Raw genomic sequence first — 18,450 nt, 5'->3', positions numbered from 1 at the left:
TGCCAAACTGGTGAATGCCTCCAAACTTGGCAAGGTCACAGCGATTTGGTAAATTCAGTTGCCTTTAGTCCAGACGGTAAAACTTTGGCTAGTAGCAGTGCCGATCGAACTGTAAAGTTGTGGGATTGCCACAGTGGTGAATCCCTTGAGACTTGGCAAGGTCATAGCAATTTTGTATGGTCGATTGCATTTAGTCCAGATGGTAAAACCCTGGCTAGTAGCAGTGCCGATCGAACTGTAAAGTTGTGGGATTGCCATAGCGGTGAATGCCTTGAAACTTGGCAAGGTCATAGCAATTTTGTATGGTCGATTGCATTTAGTCCAGATGGTAAAACCCTGGCTAGTAGCAGTGCCGATCGCACTATAAAATTATGGGATTGCCACAGCGGTGAATGCCTTCAAACTTTTCAAGGTCATAGCGATACTGCAAGTTCAGTTGCATTCAGTCCAGACGGTAAAATTTTGGCTAGTGGCAGCTTTGATGCAACTATTAAGCTTTGGGATGTCAAGACTGGTGAGTGCATCAAAACGCTGATAGCTGAAGGACCTTATGAGGGTATGAATATCGCGGGCGTTACGGGTTTGACGGAGGCTGAAAAAGCGACGATCGCATCTTTAGGGGCTGTGTGCGATCGCGCTTTGTAGAGATGCAATAATAAGGGCGATTCCCTACGGGATAGCTTCGCTTCACGGGCTTATTTGTTGGGTGGGGGCGGGTTTCATAGATTGATAGTTTCGATCGGATATCTTGGCGAACCCGCCCCTACAATAATTGTGAATTTACCGAACATTTTATGATGTTAAATTCGGGCGATTGAACCAATTTTTATCTGATTTTCGTAGGGGCGGGTTCGCCAAGGTTTACGATACAATACGATTGATTTCATAAACCCGCCCCGGCAGATTTTGGAGGGCGATCAAATTTAAAGAAACCGGGTTTTTCGGAGATTTAAGGCTGCGATGGGGATTTTGCCAAAAACCCGGTTTCTACCTAATTTCATCAACCTGTTCTGGTATAATATTAAGGGCGATCGCACTTATTGGCGATCGAATTCAGTCGGATCGGGCATAATATTGCGATCGTGAGTTTTTGCCTCAATTGTTTCGTTTCGATGCTTTAACAAACATTTGCCCTCCCAAAAACCGCCACAAAAAAGGCAATTTCAAGTAAATTTTTAACATCAAAGGCGAAGCCGGCCGCCCTTTCGTCGAAAATGGTAAAAACCTCGGTATAATTAGGTCTATTTCAAACCCGACAGTTTGTAAAAGCTCTTGCAGCGATAAATGGGTAATCGGTAATTGATGGTCGATAAAATCGTAATACTCTTTGAAAGAATATTTAAAATTTGGTTGGATAACTAAGAGAGAACCCTCCGGCTTCAGTGCTTCAAAGCAAAATGAGATAATTTGGATAAGTTCTTCTTTGTTGCGGAGATGTTCAAAAAAGTTTGAGATAAAGATGCGATCGAACTGTTCGTTAAAAGAAGTATAATTATCTAAATTAAGCACATCAATATTCAGCACCTTGACATCAGCATCAGCAAATAACTTGGAATCGGGATTCAGGTCAATTAAACATTTTTCGCCCGCTCGAATTTGATTGATAAACTCGCAGTAACCGCCGCCAATATCTAAAACAGCCGATTCTGGAGGAACATAATCTTGTAAAAATTCGTCAATTAAAACTTTCCAAAGTGCCACCTTTGCTTGCATCTGTCGGGAATCAAATCGGTTTGCATACAATTTTTTGAGATATGTGTCAGTTTTCATAGTAAGATAGCATAGACTGAGTATAAGTTTATCACGCGATACAGCCAACTATGAATGTTATATCTACAGAAATACCGGATGTTCTGATAATTGAGCCTAAAATTTTCGGAGACGATCGCGGTTTCTTTTTTGAGAGTTTCAATCACCAAGCTTTTGTCGAAAAAACAGGCGTGACGGCAGATTTTGTGCAAGACAATCATTCCAAGTCTTCTAAAAATGTGCTGCGCGGTTTGCACTACCAAATGCAGCAGCCTCAAGGCAAATTACTGCGTGTAGTTGCTGGCGAAATATATGATGTGGCGGTGGATATTAGAAAAAGTTCGCCGACTTTCGGACAGTGGGTGGGCTGTTTGATTAGTGCTGAAAATAAACGGCAATTTTGGGTGCCGGCGGGTTTTGCTCACGGTTTTTTAGTAGTATCAGACATTGCTGAGGTTTTGTACAAAACTACAGACTACTATGCACCGGGACACGAGCGGTGTATTGTATGGAATGATCCTGATTTGGCGATCGCCTGGCCGCTAGATGGTGCCGAACCAATTTTATCACCTAAAGACAAAGCCGGACAAACATTGAAAAGAGCTCAAGTGTTTTAGATAATGAAAATTTTACTCGCAGGCGGTAGCGGACAGCTAGCTCAAGAATTACAGCCCATACTATTATCTGTGGGAGAGGTCATTGCAGTCGATCGCACTTCCGTCGATTTATCCCAACCCGAAACCATCCGTCAAGCAATGGCTGACATTCAACCGGATGTAGTCGTGAATGCCGCTGCTTACACTGCGGTGGACAAAGCCGAAAGCGAAGCAGACTTAGCCCACGCAGTCAATGGTATCGCACCCGGAATCTTTGCCGAAGAATGCGAGAAACTGGGAGCAAGTTTAATCCACTTTTCCACTGATTACGTATTTGACGGTAGCAGTGGTTCTGCTTATCTCGAAACAGATTCTACAAACCCATTGGGAATTTACGGGAAGTCCAAATTAGCAGGCGAGGAAGCAATTAGAAAAGCGGGAAACCGACATATTATTATTAGAACCGCCTGGGTTTACGGTAACGGCGGCAAAGGCAACTTTGTCAAAACCATGCTGAGATTGGGCAAAGATAGGGAAGAACTTCGGGTAGTAGCAGATCAGATTGGAAGTCCAACTTCGACGGCAGATTTGGGGGCTGCAACTGCCCAAATCATCCCTCTGCTTGGGCTAGAAAGTTTTGGGACTTACCAGTATACTAACAGCGGTGTGTGTAGTTGGTACGATTTTGCGATCGCCATTTTTGAAGAAGCAGAGAAACTCGGCTTTCCCCTCAAAATCAAGCGCGTAATTCCCATCACCACCGCCGAATATCCCACACCCGCAAAACGTCCCGCTTTTTCTGTACTTTCCACAGTAAAAATATCAGCACTTCTGGGAACCTATCCTCCCCACTGGCGGCAAGGGCTCAGACAAATGCTGGTTAAACAGTTGACAGTTGACAGTTGACAGTTGACAGATGTGCGAGTGACAGATGCCCGAAGTTTTTAAGACGGGATTTAAACCCCGCCTTAAAAACAATTTGCCTTCTAGGTAGGGGCTAACAACCATTAAATAAGTGAAATAAATAATTGAGTAAATCTTTAAAAATATCTATCTCCGAATTCATGAAAATCAAGAACCAATATGTTTTAATTATCACCTCAGTTATCGGCATTCTCATACCAGCGTCATATATTTTGTACTTGATATCCCAAGCGGGAGACTTGTCTAATTTTGATTATTGGTGGATGACTTGGAATTTTTATTCAGTAGACGGTTTCTCTACAAATCCTTTTAATTGGATATTTCGGGCGAATGAGCATTTTGTCTTGATTCCGGCGATTATCTATGGCTTGAATATTATTATCACCCAAGGTTCAAATATTGGTTTATGTTTGATTGCTTGGTTTTTGGCTTGGATTCAGTGCTATGTCTTGATTGCTTTACTACCTTTAAGATTAAGGAATTTTCCACTACAATTTATCTCAGTCATCCTGTGTATTTCTATTTTTAATTTTACTCCGGCGGCGGCACACAACTGGATGCGGGGATTCAGTGGCGTCCACTGGATTATTGCTAATTTATTTGTAATTTGTTCGATATTTTGTTTGCAATCCTATGTTAATTTATTATTAAATAGCAGAGAAGCACAACCTTTAGGTATTCATTCTCCGGCAAAGATTGGGAATGAGGGATGGCAACAAAACAAGTGGGTAATTGGTAGTATTGTTTTTGGGATTTTAGGTTGTATTAGTTACAGCACTCCTTTAGGTTTGTGGCCGATATTGTGTGGGGCTGCGATTGTGCTTCGGTTTCCTCGGCGGATAACTTATTTGTATTTTGCTGCTTCGATTGCGGTGATTGGTATTTATTTCTTAACTTACAAAACTCCGTCCAATCATCCTTCTTTAACTAAAATCAATCCGCTGAAAACTCTCGAATATATTCCGATTTATCTCGGGGGTATTTTTACCGAAAACATTATTGTTGCGTCAATTATTGGTATAATTGGTTTGATTGCTGTAACGGGTTTTGTGGGTTATTGGCTATTGGTAAAAAAGTCTGTGCAGCTTGGCTATCCTGTAGGAAATCGCCAAAATTGGCTGCCTTGGCTGTCCATCCAATTGTACACCCTGCAAACGGCTTTAATGGCCGCAGTTAGTCGATCGGGATTTGGAGTCGAACAGGCTACCGCTTCCCGCTACGCCACACTCCCAGCCTTGTTTTGGATGAGTACAATTATCCTCATAGTGCTTGCGGTACGCGAGTTACAGCCCACACCGAGAATCCAAGGACGATGGCTGACACCGCTGTTTGCAGTCGTGATAGCAGCCGTCATTTTAATGTACGGGGTGGGAGGCGAAACTGCAATGGCGATCGCCCGCAGAGCAACCTATCAACCGCTAGTAGCACTATCATTGCAATTAGGCATCACCGACATCACCCTAATTAAAGAGAGAGTAGGAAACAAACCCGCCGCATTTGTCGGGTTAATCGATGCCTTAAAAACTAACAACTTAGTACCATTCAATCGAGACATCAAAAAATACAACTTTTGTGCAGCATTAGACACAAAAATCGACCCGAATTTACTCTCAGCCCCCAAAGACGGAGTACCCGGATATTTTGATACAATCACCAAACTCGCACCAGCCGCCGCCAGAGTAATTGGTTGGGTAGGAGATCCCGAAAATCATGTAAAATGTATTGTCATTCTCAACCAAGAAAATGTAGTTCGAGGTTTCGCTATGTCAGGATTTCCCCGCCCCGACTTAGTTAACTTATTTGGGGTAGCCTACGAATCCGCAGCTTGGAGAGGATACATTCAAACATCGCCAACAGATAAATTATTGACAGCCTATGCTTCATTCAAAAACCGCGAAGGTTGGGTAGCTTTGCGAAACTCCCAAGCGATAGACATCTTGCAAAAATAATTGGGACGATGCTCAAAGCCCATCCCACAATAAAACAAAAAATTGTGGGATGGGCTTCTAGCCCGTCCCCCAAAAATGATTAAAAGGACTTTTGCAATCTTCTCTAATCAATAACACTTACAAAAATCAGCTATGCAAAAAGATCTCAGCTTTGTAATTCCCGTTCACAATGAAGAAGCAACACTGAAATTACTGTTTGAAAAAATTACCATCGTCATGTCCCAAACAGGAATCGCAAGTTACGAAGTTATTTTCATAGACGATGGTAGCCGCGATGCTTCTTGGCGAGAAATTGTCGATTTAGCTGTTCAATTTCCCCAACGAATTAAAGCGATAAGAATGCGCCGCAACTTTGGTAAATCCTCCGCACTTTCAGCAGGATTTCGCAATGCAGCAGGGAAAATTATCTTTACTCTCGATGCAGATTTACAGGATGATCCCGCCGAAATTCCCAAATTTTTAGATCATCTAGAATTAGGATTTGATTTGGTCTCTGGTTGGCGCAAACAGCGGAATGACCCCCTATCGAAAACCTTGCCTTCGAGGCTGTTTAATGCAGTTGCGTGTTTGCTGACTGGGGTGCAAATGCACGACATGAATTGCGGTTTCAAGGCTTATCGGCGGGAAGTTTTACACTCAATTAAATTGTACGGGGAATTGCACCGCTATATTCCAGCCTTAGCAAATAATTTAGGTTTTAAAATTGGCGAAGTAGTTGTCGAACACCATCCGCGAAAACATGGCAAATCAAATTATGGCTGGGAACGCTACGCGCGGGGATTTATTGATTTGTTGACGGTGTTGGCGACTACTCAGTATTTGCACAAACCGGGTCATTTGTTTGGCGGATTGGGGTTGTGTTTTGGCTTGGTGGGAACTTTTTCGTTGAGTTATTTGATTGTAATTTGGTTTTTGAATTTAGCCGGGATGCACTTTGGGCCGATCGGGAATCGACCATTGTTATTTTTTGGGATTTTGTGTACAATTCTGTCGGTGCAGTTGGTTTCTTTGGGAATTTTGGCTGAGTTGATTGCGCGGAATGTGGCTGCTGATTATGTGGATAAGCAGATTTGCGAAATTATTGATGATTCGGGTTTTGATATTTAACTGTTGATAAGATTCGGCGGTTGAAACCGCTTCTATACAAACAAAGTCGGCGCAACGCCCGACTAAATGAACTGGTAACGAGTAAAATTCTCTCTCTTTTTCTTCAGTCTCGCGTTGCGCGGACTTTGTTTGTATAGCCGCGAATTCTATTCGCCGGGAAATTGCGGTTGAAACACATTTGATATTATCGGATTTTAAAGATTATCCATTTACCTTGTTTATCTACTATTTCTCCTTCAATGTTGGGATGCCAATCGCTGCGAGTCAGGATATAATCGGCATGATATTTTTGGGCTACTTTGACTAAATCCGTACTGCTGCGACGGCTGAATAAGTCGTTCCCTCCCCAAATCATTTGCGGGTTTAAGGGAACTCCTAAAACAGCTTCCATGCGATTTTGCCACTCTTTGATTCCTGTTTCTGTCAAGGGAAAATTCTTGAAATTAACTACTATCGCTCTCTGAGAGTAAAACTGGAAGCTGGTAACTGAAGGTGGAATTAATATGAGTGCATCTTGATTGCTAATTTGCGAAAAGTGTAAAGCTAATCTGTTTAAGTCGTCGCTGGGAACTAGATTAATATTAACTCTTTTTTGAAAGGTTTCTAACATTGGCTTTGGTAAAATCCCTCCTACTCCAAAAACTAAGATGGCGGTAGTTGCCAAAGCTAAAATATGGGTTACTATTTGTGTGAGTGGTGTAGATATAGATGTTTGTTCTAAAATGAAAGGCAAGGCAAGAATTGAAAAGAGGATAGGTATGCTAATTAGGCGATTGCCGATTATTTCCCACGAATCAGTCACCGGATATATCAAACTAACAATTAACGTTACTGCTGTAAAAATCCACAGCAATATATTGTATCTCTTGGGAAATACGTAATTTCTGGTTTGCCAAACTGATAATCCGAGGAAAATTACACCTCGAAAAGGCAAAGTTAGTACAGAGAGCAGCAACAAGCTAACAGCTATCTTTTTATTTGTGTAAAGCTTCTCGACGGTTAAACTAACAGCAATAAATATAATTAACTGAGCAAATGGAACGGTTCTCGCCAATTGCAGTTTGGCGATTAAAGCCAGCGGGTAAACTTCTACAAATACGTAGTTTAGGCACAGTGCGAAAATTGACGTGCCAACAATTATGTAAAAATTAATCTTGTCTTCTTTTTGGAGTAAGTCGGTATTTTTGATGCACAGCAAGCCGCCACTGATGAAACATATAAAGTTGAACCAATTCCCAATAGTCCAATTTGACGGGAGGATGTGGTGAGGATTGCGGACTTTGGCGTGGATGAATACAAACTCGGCATTGTCGATGGTTTGAGTGCCGGTAGTACCTGTCAATAACATGGGTACGTACACTATACTTGACATTGCTGCTAAAAGTGCGATCGCCCAAATCAACGTTTTGAACTGCCGCTCTCTTACAGATTCTATCAGTAAAACCGGAATCATCATCAATCCCGGCAGCAAACCCACTAAAAATTGCAGCAAACAAGCCAATCCAAAAAAGAAATATCCTGTCAGCCATTTCTGACGCAAACTAAAATAAATTCCCCAGATTGCGACACCCATTGCGAAGGTACTCGGTACTGATTTTGTGGAAAATATCAGCGTGTTTCCCACATCCGTAAATGATGCGGCTAAACACAAGAAACTCATTGCTGCTACGGGCAGTTGTGAATTAGTATATATTCTGATAATTGCCCGACAAGCTAGGATAACTGAACTAAAGGCTAGGAATTGATAAATAAAATGTACTAAGGGGATGCTTAACCCTAGGCTTGCTAACAAATAAATGATATGATAATAATAGTATCTCGGATTTAATTTAACCATTTCCTGAACGTGATAGTCATTTTTGTAGAGTTCAGGATTGAGCAGGGATTGGATTTGTGGCAATTCGGGAAAGTTGCCTCCTATCGGGAACTTATACCCTACTGCTATGAATGAAGCGATGATGATAACAGTATAGAGAGATAGATTAAAATTCCTGTTTGATTTTTCAGTTTTCTGCATTGACGGTTCATTTTTTTTGAGCTGATATTAAATATATTTGTGAAGGGGCTTTTTTGTGAGCCGCAGAGGCGCAGAGGATTCAGAGGAGGAAAAAGAGCGAAAGCAGGATCGAATTTATATCTATAGTTTTTGTAGGATGGCTTAACCAGTATATGTAACATAAGCCAATACTGTTCAGTTAAACAAGCAATTGCTCCGCGCGCACATCAGTTAATCGAGAAGCGTCATAGTCTCTGCGATTGCTTCGCTCGCTCGCAATGACATCCTTTGCTAACTTAACCAGTATCTGTAATATAAGGTAGAGATTTAATAAATCTGCTCCTGCCGGAATATTGCAAATGAAATCACTAGATATGATATCACGGACTGGGACGATCGCTATTTCGGGTTTTGCTACAAAGGCAGGTACTGCACGCAGTTAGCTAAATCTTCAGATTCGTTAACCTTAGCGATGATTTCCAAGTCACGAATACAATCACCAACAGTTACACTTTGTTGGTGAGCGTAGATGACGCCAGCAAAATTTATTCCTTCTTGCTGGCGACGGTTTGCTATGGCTAAAAAATCCTCATCTTGGGTAAAAACAACGCGCTGAAGCTCGGCTGCGCGATCGAGTATAATAGTGTCGGGCATACCTGTTCTACCGTCGTCTTGAACCGTCAGAACATCTACATCCCGAAACTGCAATCCCACCGTAATTGCCAAGTGGATATGTTCGTCCATATATAGCGCTATGCTCATTTAATTAGTCCCTGGGCACGCAGTTTCTTAGCCAAAGCAGATTCGCCAGCCTCTAATCGCAACTTTTCGGCATACTCAAACCTGCGCTGCATATCTGCATCAAGCTCTTGTTTGTGATCCCAATAATAAGCAAAAGCAGAATGAATTTGGCTCATTGTCAAATAGCGGTGGTTGAGGTGCAACTCCGCTGGACTCCACCCGTAAGCGATATGAGCTTGTACTAATTCAATCACTTTCATTGTGGTTCCGGCGATGAGAGGAACGTTCTTCTCATCTAATTCCACATATTTGTATTCGGTTGCAGTTAGCGGCATAATTTACCTCGTTAATGAATGCAATTTAATTATACTCAAAGGACTTTAGTCCTTTGAGATGAGGACTAAAGTCCTCACTACAAACACGCAACTGCACATCACATAATATCAAAACAAAACCCGCAACAGCGGGCTTTCCAGGATTTTCTCGGACAGGGATTTCCTATGTTAAACCACTGGTTTCAACCAGTGGATTAATCCTAATAACCAGGCTCTTCCTCGTACTCAGGAGTCTTAGTCTTCTCAGGGATATTCACCCGAGGAGCCTGGTAAGGCTTCGATGCTTCATCGTCAGCCCAAGCATCCGCCTCCACATCATCCTCGTACTCGTACTCCACCACGACAGGCTCCTTCGGGCGAGAAACCTGAGGGCTGTACTGCTTCTCTTCGTACTCGTCTTCCTCGTAATCGTCCTCGCCGCCCCAATTATCCTCTTCATACTCATCATAATCGTCTATCTGCTGAGGCTGCGGCATCGCGCGCATCTGCTGCTGTCGTACCGGTGGGCGATTCCACTGCGAATCCTCATCCCAAGGAACCTCTTCTACCACGGGTGCTGCTACTCGGCTTCGCATTTCCGGTGCAGGAATCCGCACGCCCGGGCCCAATTGATGGTCTGTAGCCACAGGTTTGGGATAATAGCCTTGTTCCTCCTCGTCGCGTTCCCAAGGTGCTTGTCCCAAACCGACGCGCTCTAGCAAACCCACGCTAAGCTGCCTCAGCCTTTCCTCGGAACCTTCAAATACAATCAAGCGGTTGGGGCCACTGCTGACAATTTCTTCAATCCCCAACTCGTAGGTACTGAGAACTTGGTCGGGGATTTGGGGGATTCCGAGGGAAGCGATGACGATAGAAACTAATTTACCGTCTTCCGGGTCGAATCTAAAGCCCCGCACCCTTCCCAAAAGTTCGCCGGTTTCGGTAATCACTTCGCTGTTAATCAAAATGCTGTAGACTTCAACATCGACATCATCTTCGATCGCACTTTCATCTTCCACCAACAGCACGTCGCCAATTTCGCTGACATTACTGAGGAACATAAACTTTGGTAGTCCAGCGATCGCAAATATATTATCACGCAGACCGATCGCCACAACTTCCCGGCGATCGATGTCTACCCACAATTGACTAACTACACCCAGGCGTTTACCTCTGTCGCGGGTGATGACTTGAGTGCCGAGAATATCGGAGCGTTGGCAGATTTGTTCTGATGTCATTCTAAGTTTAATCCTGATTTATTGAGTACATATATTACTGAACACGTTCATCACCAGACGCTCCGGGACTACAACTTCAGTCCTATGACTTGAGTATAAGCTCCCCGTGCTTGAGTAACACCAATTGTACGCTCAGCCGATTGAATCATAGGTCGCCGCAAACTCACAACAATAAACTGGGCTTGTTCAGACTGTCGTTTTATCATTCTAGCCAATCGCTCCACATTTGCCCCATCCAGAAACATATCCACTTCATCAAAAGCGTAGAACGTAGACGGGCGGTAGCGTTGCAGCGCAAAGATAAAACTCAGCGCCGTCAGCGACTTTTCGCCTCCCGACATGGAAGCCAGCCGCTGAACGGGTTTCCCCTTCGGGTGAGCGACCAAATTCAAACCGCTGCTGAAAGGGTCTTCCTGGTCATCTAGCTGAAGATACCCGTCACCTTCGGAAAGTTCCGCAAAGATAGTCTGGAAGTTCTCGTTAACCGCATCGAAAGCTTCTTTAAAAGCGCGCCGCCTGAGCGTGGTAAAATTTTCGATTCTCAACAAAAGTTCAGTGCGTTCTCCTGCCAATGTCGTCAATTTTTGACTCAATTCTTGCAGGCGTTCTTGAGTGCGGTTGTACTCTTCCAATGCTAGCATATTCACCGGTTCTAAAGCTTGAATGCGTTTGGCGATCGCCTTTACTTCTTGCTGCAATTCCGTCAAATTGGCTTTCTCTACATTTTCAGGAATCGACGGCACCGGATCGGGCATTTCCGCTCGCTGCGTTTCCATGAGAGTGCGGACGGCGGCTAATTGTTCCCGGCGTTCTTGCTGAGTTTCGTGCAGTTTTTGCAACTGCCATTGTAACTGTTGTTTTGCCAAATGTTGCTCTCGCAGTTGCGATTCCGCGCGATCGCGTTCTCCCTTCTCCAAACCCAATTTCTCCTCAATTTGGGCCAAAGCCGCCTTAGCTGCTGCAATCTGTGCGTCTAGTTCTAACTGCTGCGAAACAATCCGGTTTACAGCATCAGTTCCCGCATTTTGCTGCACTTGCCATTCCTGCAATTTCTGGCTGCCTTCCTTAATTTTCTCTTCCAAGCGCCCGAATTGATTTTGCAAGTCTCCTTGGCGCTGCTGGGCGTTTCTCAGAGCCAATTCGCGCTCTTGCAGTTGCGCTTCTTGAGCGCGCAAACCCGACTGCATTTGCTGCCATTCGCTGTGACTGTTCGACTCTTCCAACTGCGCCAAAGTTTGGCGGTACTGCTGCAATTGAGTTTCCTGTGCGGGCAATTCCCTCGCAAGCAACTGCAATCGCGATCGCGAATCAGTCAATTCCTGAGTATTTTTAGCAATTTGCGATCGCACTTGTTCTTGTTGCGCTTGCAAATTCTTTATTTCCGACTCCAACTGTTCCAAGCGCAACTGATGTTCGCGCAAATTCTGCTTCGCCTCCATCAATTCTTGACTGCGAGTTTTGACAGCAACAGCAGCGCGATCGATCGCAATTTTGCACCGTTCCAAAATCCGCTCAATTTCCTCAATACGTTCTTGCAAAGCAGCAATTGTCCGCGCTTCATCCCCAGCATCAATAGCATCAACCGTACCAAAATGCAAAGTAGATCTATTAGTAGAACTTCCCCCAGTCATCGCGCCGCTAGTTTCCAGAATTTCCCCATCCAAAGTGACAATCCGGTACTGTCCCAAATAGCGGCGGGCATCAGTAAGATTGCTAAACACCACCGTACTGCCAAAAACGTAAGCAAAAATCTCCTGATAGCGCGCATCGCACTCAATCAAATTCACAGCCGCATCCAGAAATCCAGCCGCCCGCCGCAAATTTTCATTCACCGAAAACCTGCCGCCTCTAATCTTATTCAAAGGCAAAAACGTCATCCTTCCCGCCCGTTTTTGCTTCAACAATTCGATCGCAGCAGCACCCACACTATCATTTTCCACCACCATATTACCCATGCGGCCGCCCGCCGCAATTTCCAGCGCCAACTGAAAGCGCGGCTCCACCCTGCCCAGTTGAGCCACCAAGCCACAAACTCCGCCAATTCCGCTTTGTGCGATAATTTTTGCAGTAAACGTGCCGCTCGCTTCTTGCTGGGCTTGAAACTGCACTTCTAGCTTATCTAACTTGCGCTGTCTTTCCCGCTGTTCTTCCAGCAAACGAGTTTGAGTTTCCTGTTGCAATTGCAATTCTTGTTCGGCTGCGACTACAATCTGATTCAGCGATTCTACTTGCAAAGCCGCAACTTTTTGGGTTTCCCCAAGACTTGATTGCTGAACTTTTTTTGCTGTAATTTCCTGTTCCAATACTTGCAGCGATTGGTTTTGTTCTTGAATTTGACTTTGCAGGCGATCGGCTCTTTCGCCAATAGTAGCTTGTTCGGTGCGCTGCGGCTCCAAAGTTTGCTGAATTGTCTCGATTTGGCGGTGCAGTTCCGTTTGTTGCTGTACCCAAACTTCGGCCGTCGAGGCGATCGCATTTGCAACTTCCCGACTCTGATCTAAACTTTGTTGGGCGGCGTCGCGCTGTTCCTGAAAAGTACCTATTTGAGACATCACATAGGATATTTCAATCTCAATTTGCTCCAAACTTTGCCGAAATTGCCGCACTTCTTCCTCAGTTTGTGCTATATTAGCCGCCATTTGTCCAGCAGTTGTTTCCAAATCCTGTTTGCGATTTTGGAGTTGCCGCCGTTCCGCTTCCTGAGTGGCAATACTTGCTTGCAAAGCCAACAATTCCGACTCGCCCAAAGCTTTAACGCGAGCATTCAGCGCGTCAAGTTCAGCGGTTGCAGCTTGAATTTGGGTGGTAATGGCTTGCAATTGTTCGGTGAGAGATGTAGAATTGCGATCGCCCGTTTCGATTTGTTCGCGCAGTTTCCACTCTTGCTTTTGCAACTGACGGAACTTGAGAACAATTTCCCACTGCGACTTCTCTTGAAATTCCGCCCGCAACTTTTGATATTTTTCCGCTTTTGCGCGATCGTTCGCCAGTCTATCGCGCTGAGAAATCAGTTCTTTTTCCACAATCCCGCTGCGTTCTTCAACTTCCTTAACTTCATCCAACTTCTGCCGTGCGAGAGAGATTTTGCGATCGAATTGAGCCACACCTGCCAATTCATCAATAATTTCGCGGCGTTCCTTAGAATTCATCGAAATAATGCTAGTAACGTCTCCTTGCAAAACAACGTTATAACCTTCGGGATAAATTCGCAAACGGTTAAGTTGTTCGTGCAGTTGAGTCAGCGTGCAAGGTGCGCCATTAATGTAATAATTTGACGTATAAGTTCCTTGACGAGTGACTCGGAGTTTGCGCGTCACACTCCACTCATCCGATTTTGGATTTTGGATTTTGGATTTTCGATTGTTAGCGAGTAGTTGTCCGTTGTTTTCTTGACTGGTGGCGATTTCTATTTCTTCGACTTCTTCAACAGATAACTCATCCGATTTTGGATTTTGGATTTTGGATTTTGGATTGGATGATTGTCCGTTGTTGTCTTCAGTTTCTGGAATTTCGACTGCTTCTACGTCTTCTGCTTCAACAGACTCAACAGACAAATCATCCGCTGCCTTTTCTACCTCATCCTCATCCTCATCTTCATCCTGAGCGAACCATTCATCACCCACATCTTCCAGCGCAAAAGTAGCAGTCACGCTAGCCTCAATCGTACCGCGCTTATTTTGGGCGCTGTTCACCAAATCCGGCAAACGTTCAGCCCGCATTCCCTTAGAAGTCGAAAGTCCCAGACAAAACAGCAAAGCATCGAGGATATTGGACTTCCCTGAACCGTTGGGCCCGGAAACCACAGTAAAACCAGGCAGCACGGGAATGGACGTTGTGCCGCCAAAAGATTTAAAGTTAGTTAGTTCGATCCGCTTAATGTGAACCATTTGCTAGCACTAACTTTGGCTCTAGGGTGTTGTCACAGGTTAGCACAGGCATTGGGGCGATCGACAACGTGCGAACTTCTCGGCATTGTCGATCGAGTTGACATCCTACACCTTTGTCGATCGTCCCATCGGCCCGTACTACAAAATAGCTTATTGAGAATAGCACCACATCTGCATCTCGATCGACAACCACAAACAAAAGTAAATCTTGATACAGATAACTCCATAGGACTTGATCGATATTATTCGTGCGATCGTAACCTGAAACCCTCACCCAGCCACAATGGGAGCAAGTATAATACCAGGAATTCTTAACATCCCCCCTGGACATATAAAAACTTTCCGGTAAAATCGAACCAAAATTAACTCAATTGGCGTAAGTCCCACGCTGTAATTGTACTCAATTCAGCATTGGGATATAAGCTAAGCAAGGTCTATGAAAAAAAAGCGACAATTTCCTCAAAAGTCTAAGATATAAGTGGTTGCGACCCACCCACTCGACTGCAAACAACAGGCTACAGTAGCAGTAAAATGCTTGGCCCCGGACAACTGCGAGAGAAAAGGGGAAAGAGCAGACCGCTGGTTGGTAAGGTACGTCCCACCATAAAATATAATCCAAGTTTGTTGTACGAAAATAGTTTTTTGCCTTGGGAAACAGGGCTTCTGCGTGGATTCCCTAGGTCGGGATAAAGGCCGTAAAAAGCCAGAGATGCTGTGTCAGACTTGGATCGTCTTCAGTGACGAATACCCAGAAATGGGTATACCCAACAGAGCAACGGCAAACGATACACGAAGCCCGAACTATAACGGTATTTCGTTTAGTTTGGGTATTTCACTAATGTATAAAGTAACGAAGCGCATTATGGAGGGCAAACCCATTACACCAGCTCAAAACTCATCTAACCTGTCCGCTTCACCAGAAAGCGACCAACAAGTATTACAAATTTGGGGTCGCCAGCCCCTGAAAGGACACGTCAAAATCAGCGGCGCCAAAAACTCGGCCTTAGTAGTCATGGCAGGAGCTATACTATGCCCTGACGATTGCCACATCCGCAACGTTCCCGCATTGGTCGATGTCGCCCGCATGGGGCAAATTCTCTCGGCTGTAGGAGTCAAAGTACAGCAGAATGGCGATACTTTAGACATCAACGCCAGCAACCTCCTGGATGCTCAAGCCCCCTACGAATTAGTCAGCCAACTGCGGGCGAGCTTCTTCATCATCGGGCCCCTGCTAGCGCGTTTGGGATTTGCCAAAGTGCCATTACCAGGTGGTTGTGCCATCGGCGCCAGGCCCGTAGAACTCCACGTTCGGGGCTTGCAAGCTCTCGGCGCCGAAGTCCACATCGATCACGGTACTGTTAACGCTTACGTCAAAGGGCCGAACCGCCGCTTGAAAGGAGCCAAAATTTATTTGGACTACCCCAGCGTCGGCGCCACTGAAACTTTGATGATGGCGGCGACTTTAGCGGAAGGAGAAACCGTAATTGAAAACGCGGCTCAAGAACCGGAAGTCGTCGATTTGGCGAATTTCTGCCGTGCGATGGGAGCAAAAATTCAAGGCGCGGGCACAAATACGATCGTCATTTCGGGAGTTGAGAAACTCCACGCGGTAGACTATGCAATTATTCCCGATCGCATCGAAGCCGGAACATTTTTATTAGCAGGAGCCATCACTCACTCAGAAATCAGTTTGTCGTCGGTAATTCCCGACCACCTGACCGCAGTTATTGCCAAATTGCAGACAATGGGGGCGAAAATTATCGTAGAATCCGACATTGTGCGGATAGTTCCCGGCAAAATTCACACCGCCACAGACATCGAAACTCTGCCTTACCCGGGTTTCTCCACAGATATGCAAGCTCCGTTTATGGCTTTGCTGACGCTGAGCGAAGGAGACAGCTTGATCAAAGAAACCGTATTTGAGAACCGCTTGCGCCACGTAGCAGAACTCAACCGCATGGGCGCCGACATTCGCGTTAAAGGCAATGTCGCCGTAGTGCGCGGAGTCCCAATGCTGTCGGGTGCGCCCGTAGTCGCAACAGATTTGCGGGCTTCGGCGGCTTTGGTAATCGCGGGACTTGCAGCCGATGGTGTCACCACCATCAGCAGCTTGCAGCATTTAGATCGGGGCTACGAGCAGTTAGAGATGAAACTCCAAAAATTGGGAGCCAAGTTGCGACGAGTCAAAGAGGGCACAGACCCGGCGACGGCTGAGGCTCCTGTCAATCTCGTGCGATCGAGTTTAAACTGTTAGTTAGTAGTTAGTGGTTATTTGTTATTGGTTGTCGGTTATTTGCGGTGCCCGCTCGCTTAGTCGAAGGGTCGAAGAGTTATTATTTATTAGTTATGAGAACTAATAAATAATAAATAACAAATAACAAATAACAAATAACCACTGCCAACTGCCCAATGACCAACTGACTAAAATGTTAAACATCCCCCTCATCGGTTTAAAAGCAGACCAGTTTCGGCACCCGCTGGACTTGGAAGCCACCAACGCGCTCAAACAACTGCCCGGACTAGATTTGATGGTGCGGCAGTTGCTGGGACAACTTGGCGAACAGTTTTTCATGCTCGAAAATCTGGCTTCCAGCGTCCTAGTCAGCGAAAATCAACTGCCGCACCTGCATCAATTGCTAGTGGATGCTTGCAAAACTCTGGATTTGGAAGTACCGCAGCTTTATGTCCGCCAGCATCCGATGCCCAATGCTTACACCTTTGCGATGCGGGGAAAACAGCCGTTTGTGGTGATGCACACTTCGCTGATTGATTTGCTCACCGACGAGGAAGTGAAAGCCGTAATCGCTCACGAGTTGGGACATTTGAAGTGCGAACACGGAGTTTATCTGACTCTGGCTAATTTAATTGTATTGGCCGCCGGTCAAATTTCGCCTTTGGGAACCGTATTCGCCCAGGGTTTGCAGACGCAAATGTTGGAATGGTTGCGCTGTGCAGAATTTACGTGCGATCGCGCCGCCTTACTCGCCACCCAAGACCCCAGAGTGGTAGCATCAGTGCTGATGAAACTGGCCGGAGGTTCGCCGACGTTAGCACCGAAACTGAATCTCGATGCGTTTTTGGCGCAAGCGCGGGCCTACGACGACCTCAGTAGCACGGAACTCGGGGAAATGCTCAAGCAAGCTCAAACGGCTCAGTTGTCCCATCCTGTACCAGTATTGCGCGCCAAAGAGATCGATCGCTGGGCAAGTTCAAAAAATTATGAATCTTTGCTTGCAGAAAGTCGATCGGCGTGTTATGATGGTGAAACCACCAAAAAGGGCGGGTGGCGAAATTGGTAGACGCATCAGACTCAAAATCTGACACCGAAAGGTATGAGAGTTCGATTCTCTCTCCGCCCATTGCTCAGACAGCTTATGGCTACGCCATTTAGGAATCTCACTCAATCTCTGGTTGATGATTTCCGCTCATTTTTCGCTCATCTCGTCTTTCAGTTTAACGAAAAAAAAGAGGCATAACCGCCCCTAATGTTAAGATTTATTACCCGCCCTTAACCGGACGGGTTTTGTTTTGCCTGCCCCCTATTCCGGCGCTGGCTAGCCAAGCTGGGAATAGAGGGAGAACAGGTACAAAAAACCGCCCGGTTAAGGGCGAATAAGGTTAGGGAGGGGGGGTTAGATGTCAAGGTGTAATCAAGGACAGTAAATCATCTATCTGTAGCCCATAAATTTCACTTACAAGTGCTAACGTCTCGGGCGTAATTCCGATTCTTACTAAAGCTTTGAGCGCACCTTCTAGAGGCAATTGGCGATTCGTCATGCTGTCTATTGTCGCGATACGAGTATTAGTTGCCTGATGCTTTGCATACACGGATTCATTCATTGCGATTGAGTGACCAAGAAAATGGGATACAAGCCCCGTCCTTTTAGGACGGCTTTTCTTGATTTCTAATATACTCTTTCAATACTTCTAAGGGTGCGGCACCAACGGA

16 protein-coding genes and 1 tRNA gene are annotated in these 18,450 nt (G+C 45.2%); 9 read left to right on the top strand and 8 right to left on the bottom strand.

Annotated elements, in window-relative coordinates; genetic code table 11:
- Both JGK16_RS28595 and JGK16_RS28590 read left to right on the top strand, forming a co-directional pair.
- The coding region (locus JGK16_RS28595) for a WD40 repeat domain-containing protein (protein ID WP_293193405.1) at window positions 1-645 on the top strand (645 nt) is incomplete at its 5' end.
- A 315-nt stretch (window positions 646-960) separates the two neighbouring features.
- Window positions 961-1,086 carry a hypothetical protein gene (locus JGK16_RS28590; protein ID WP_293185956.1) on the top strand — a complete coding sequence of 42 codons (126 nt, stop codon included), beginning with the start codon at window positions 961-963 and terminating at the stop codon, window positions 1,084-1,086.
- A 9-nt stretch (window positions 1,087-1,095) separates the two neighbouring features.
- Here JGK16_RS28590 and JGK16_RS28585 read toward each other — a convergent pair whose 3' ends face one another.
- Entirely contained in the window at window positions 1,096-1,770 is a 675-nt protein-coding gene (locus JGK16_RS28585) for a methyltransferase domain-containing protein (protein ID WP_293193406.1), read from the bottom strand.
- A gap of 50 nt (window positions 1,771-1,820) precedes the next feature.
- On the opposite strand from JGK16_RS28585, the gene rfbC reads away from it, so the two are divergent.
- The 4 genes from rfbC to JGK16_RS28565 all read left to right on the top strand — a co-directional run bounded on the left by rfbC (window position 1,821) and on the right by JGK16_RS28565 (window position 6,325).
- Window positions 1,821-2,366, top strand: coding sequence for a dTDP-4-dehydrorhamnose 3,5-epimerase (gene rfbC / locus JGK16_RS28580; protein WP_293185959.1), 546 nt, complete (start codon window positions 1,821-1,823; stop codon window positions 2,364-2,366).
- 3 nt (window positions 2,367-2,369) lie between these two features.
- Complete coding sequence (gene rfbD / locus JGK16_RS28575) at window positions 2,370-3,251, top strand: dTDP-4-dehydrorhamnose reductase (protein WP_293193407.1); 882 nt, start codon at window positions 2,370-2,372, stop codon at window positions 3,249-3,251.
- Between the two features lie 158 nt (window positions 3,252-3,409).
- On the top strand, window positions 3,410-5,218 hold the full coding sequence (locus tag JGK16_RS28570; protein WP_293193408.1) for a hypothetical protein: 1,809 nt from the start codon (window positions 3,410-3,412) through the stop codon (window positions 5,216-5,218).
- A gap of 132 nt (window positions 5,219-5,350) precedes the next feature.
- Window positions 5,351-6,325 carry a glycosyltransferase family 2 protein gene (locus JGK16_RS28565; protein ID WP_293193409.1) on the top strand — a complete coding sequence of 325 codons (975 nt, stop codon included), beginning with the start codon at window positions 5,351-5,353 and terminating at the stop codon, window positions 6,323-6,325.
- 184 nt (window positions 6,326-6,509) lie between these two features.
- Here the strand turns inward: JGK16_RS28565 and JGK16_RS28560 are convergent, their stop codons facing one another.
- From JGK16_RS28560 to JGK16_RS28535, 6 genes are all read right to left on the bottom strand, one after another.
- Entirely contained in the window at window positions 6,510-8,342 is a 1,833-nt protein-coding gene (locus tag JGK16_RS28560; protein WP_293193410.1) for a DUF6798 domain-containing protein, read from the bottom strand.
- A gap of 393 nt (window positions 8,343-8,735) precedes the next feature.
- A complete protein-coding gene (locus JGK16_RS28555; protein ID WP_293193411.1) occupies window positions 8,736-9,083 on the bottom strand; it encodes a DUF5615 family PIN-like protein in 348 nt (115 codons plus the stop codon).
- A complete protein-coding gene (locus tag JGK16_RS28550) occupies window positions 9,080-9,397 on the bottom strand; it encodes a DUF433 domain-containing protein (protein ID WP_293185968.1) in 318 nt (105 codons plus the stop codon). Before JGK16_RS28550 ends, JGK16_RS28555 begins: the two co-directional genes overlap by 4 nt.
- A gap of 200 nt (window positions 9,398-9,597) precedes the next feature.
- Window positions 9,598-10,614, bottom strand: coding sequence for a PRC-barrel domain-containing protein (locus JGK16_RS28545; RefSeq protein WP_293185969.1), 1,017 nt, complete (start codon window positions 10,612-10,614; stop codon window positions 9,598-9,600).
- Window positions 10,615-10,682: 68 nt separating this feature from the next.
- Window positions 10,683-14,501 (bottom strand): chromosome segregation protein SMC, encoded by a 3,819-nt coding sequence (gene smc, locus JGK16_RS28540; protein ID WP_293193412.1) that lies wholly within the window; start codon window positions 14,499-14,501, stop codon window positions 10,683-10,685.
- Window positions 14,488-14,832 (bottom strand): hypothetical protein, encoded by a 345-nt coding sequence (locus tag JGK16_RS28535; RefSeq protein ID WP_293185971.1) that lies wholly within the window; start codon window positions 14,830-14,832, stop codon window positions 14,488-14,490. Before JGK16_RS28535 ends, smc begins: the two co-directional genes overlap by 14 nt.
- Window positions 14,833-15,339: 507 nt before the next feature.
- Between JGK16_RS28535 and murA the strand changes: the two genes are divergently transcribed.
- From murA to JGK16_RS28520, 3 genes are all read left to right on the top strand, one after another.
- The gene (murA, locus tag JGK16_RS28530; protein ID WP_293185975.1) at window positions 15,340-16,755 is read left to right on the top strand and encodes a UDP-N-acetylglucosamine 1-carboxyvinyltransferase; all 1,416 of its coding nucleotides are present in this window, start codon (window positions 15,340-15,342) and stop codon (window positions 16,753-16,755) included.
- Window positions 16,756-16,927: 172 nt separating this feature from the next.
- A complete protein-coding gene (locus JGK16_RS28525) occupies window positions 16,928-17,800 on the top strand; it encodes a M48 family metallopeptidase (protein WP_293185972.1) in 873 nt (290 codons plus the stop codon).
- A tRNA-Leu gene (locus tag JGK16_RS28520) sits at window positions 17,779-17,860 on the top strand. The genes JGK16_RS28525 and JGK16_RS28520 overlap by 22 nt, the downstream gene beginning before the upstream one ends.
- A gap of 280 nt (window positions 17,861-18,140) precedes the next feature.
- On the opposite strand, the gene JGK16_RS28515 is transcribed toward JGK16_RS28520, so the two are convergent.
- Entirely contained in the window at window positions 18,141-18,341 is a 201-nt protein-coding gene (locus tag JGK16_RS28515) for a hypothetical protein (protein WP_293203547.1), read from the bottom strand.
- Between the last annotated feature and the right edge of the window lie 109 nt (window positions 18,342-18,450).

Source organism: Microcoleus sp. PH2017_09_SFU_O_A, from assembly GCF_020738625.1.
Taxonomy (GTDB): Bacteria; Cyanobacteriota; Cyanobacteriia; order Cyanobacteriales; family Microcoleaceae; genus Microcoleus.
Note: the sequence above shows the minus strand (reverse complement) of the source record. Positions and strands in the feature narration are given on the sequence as shown.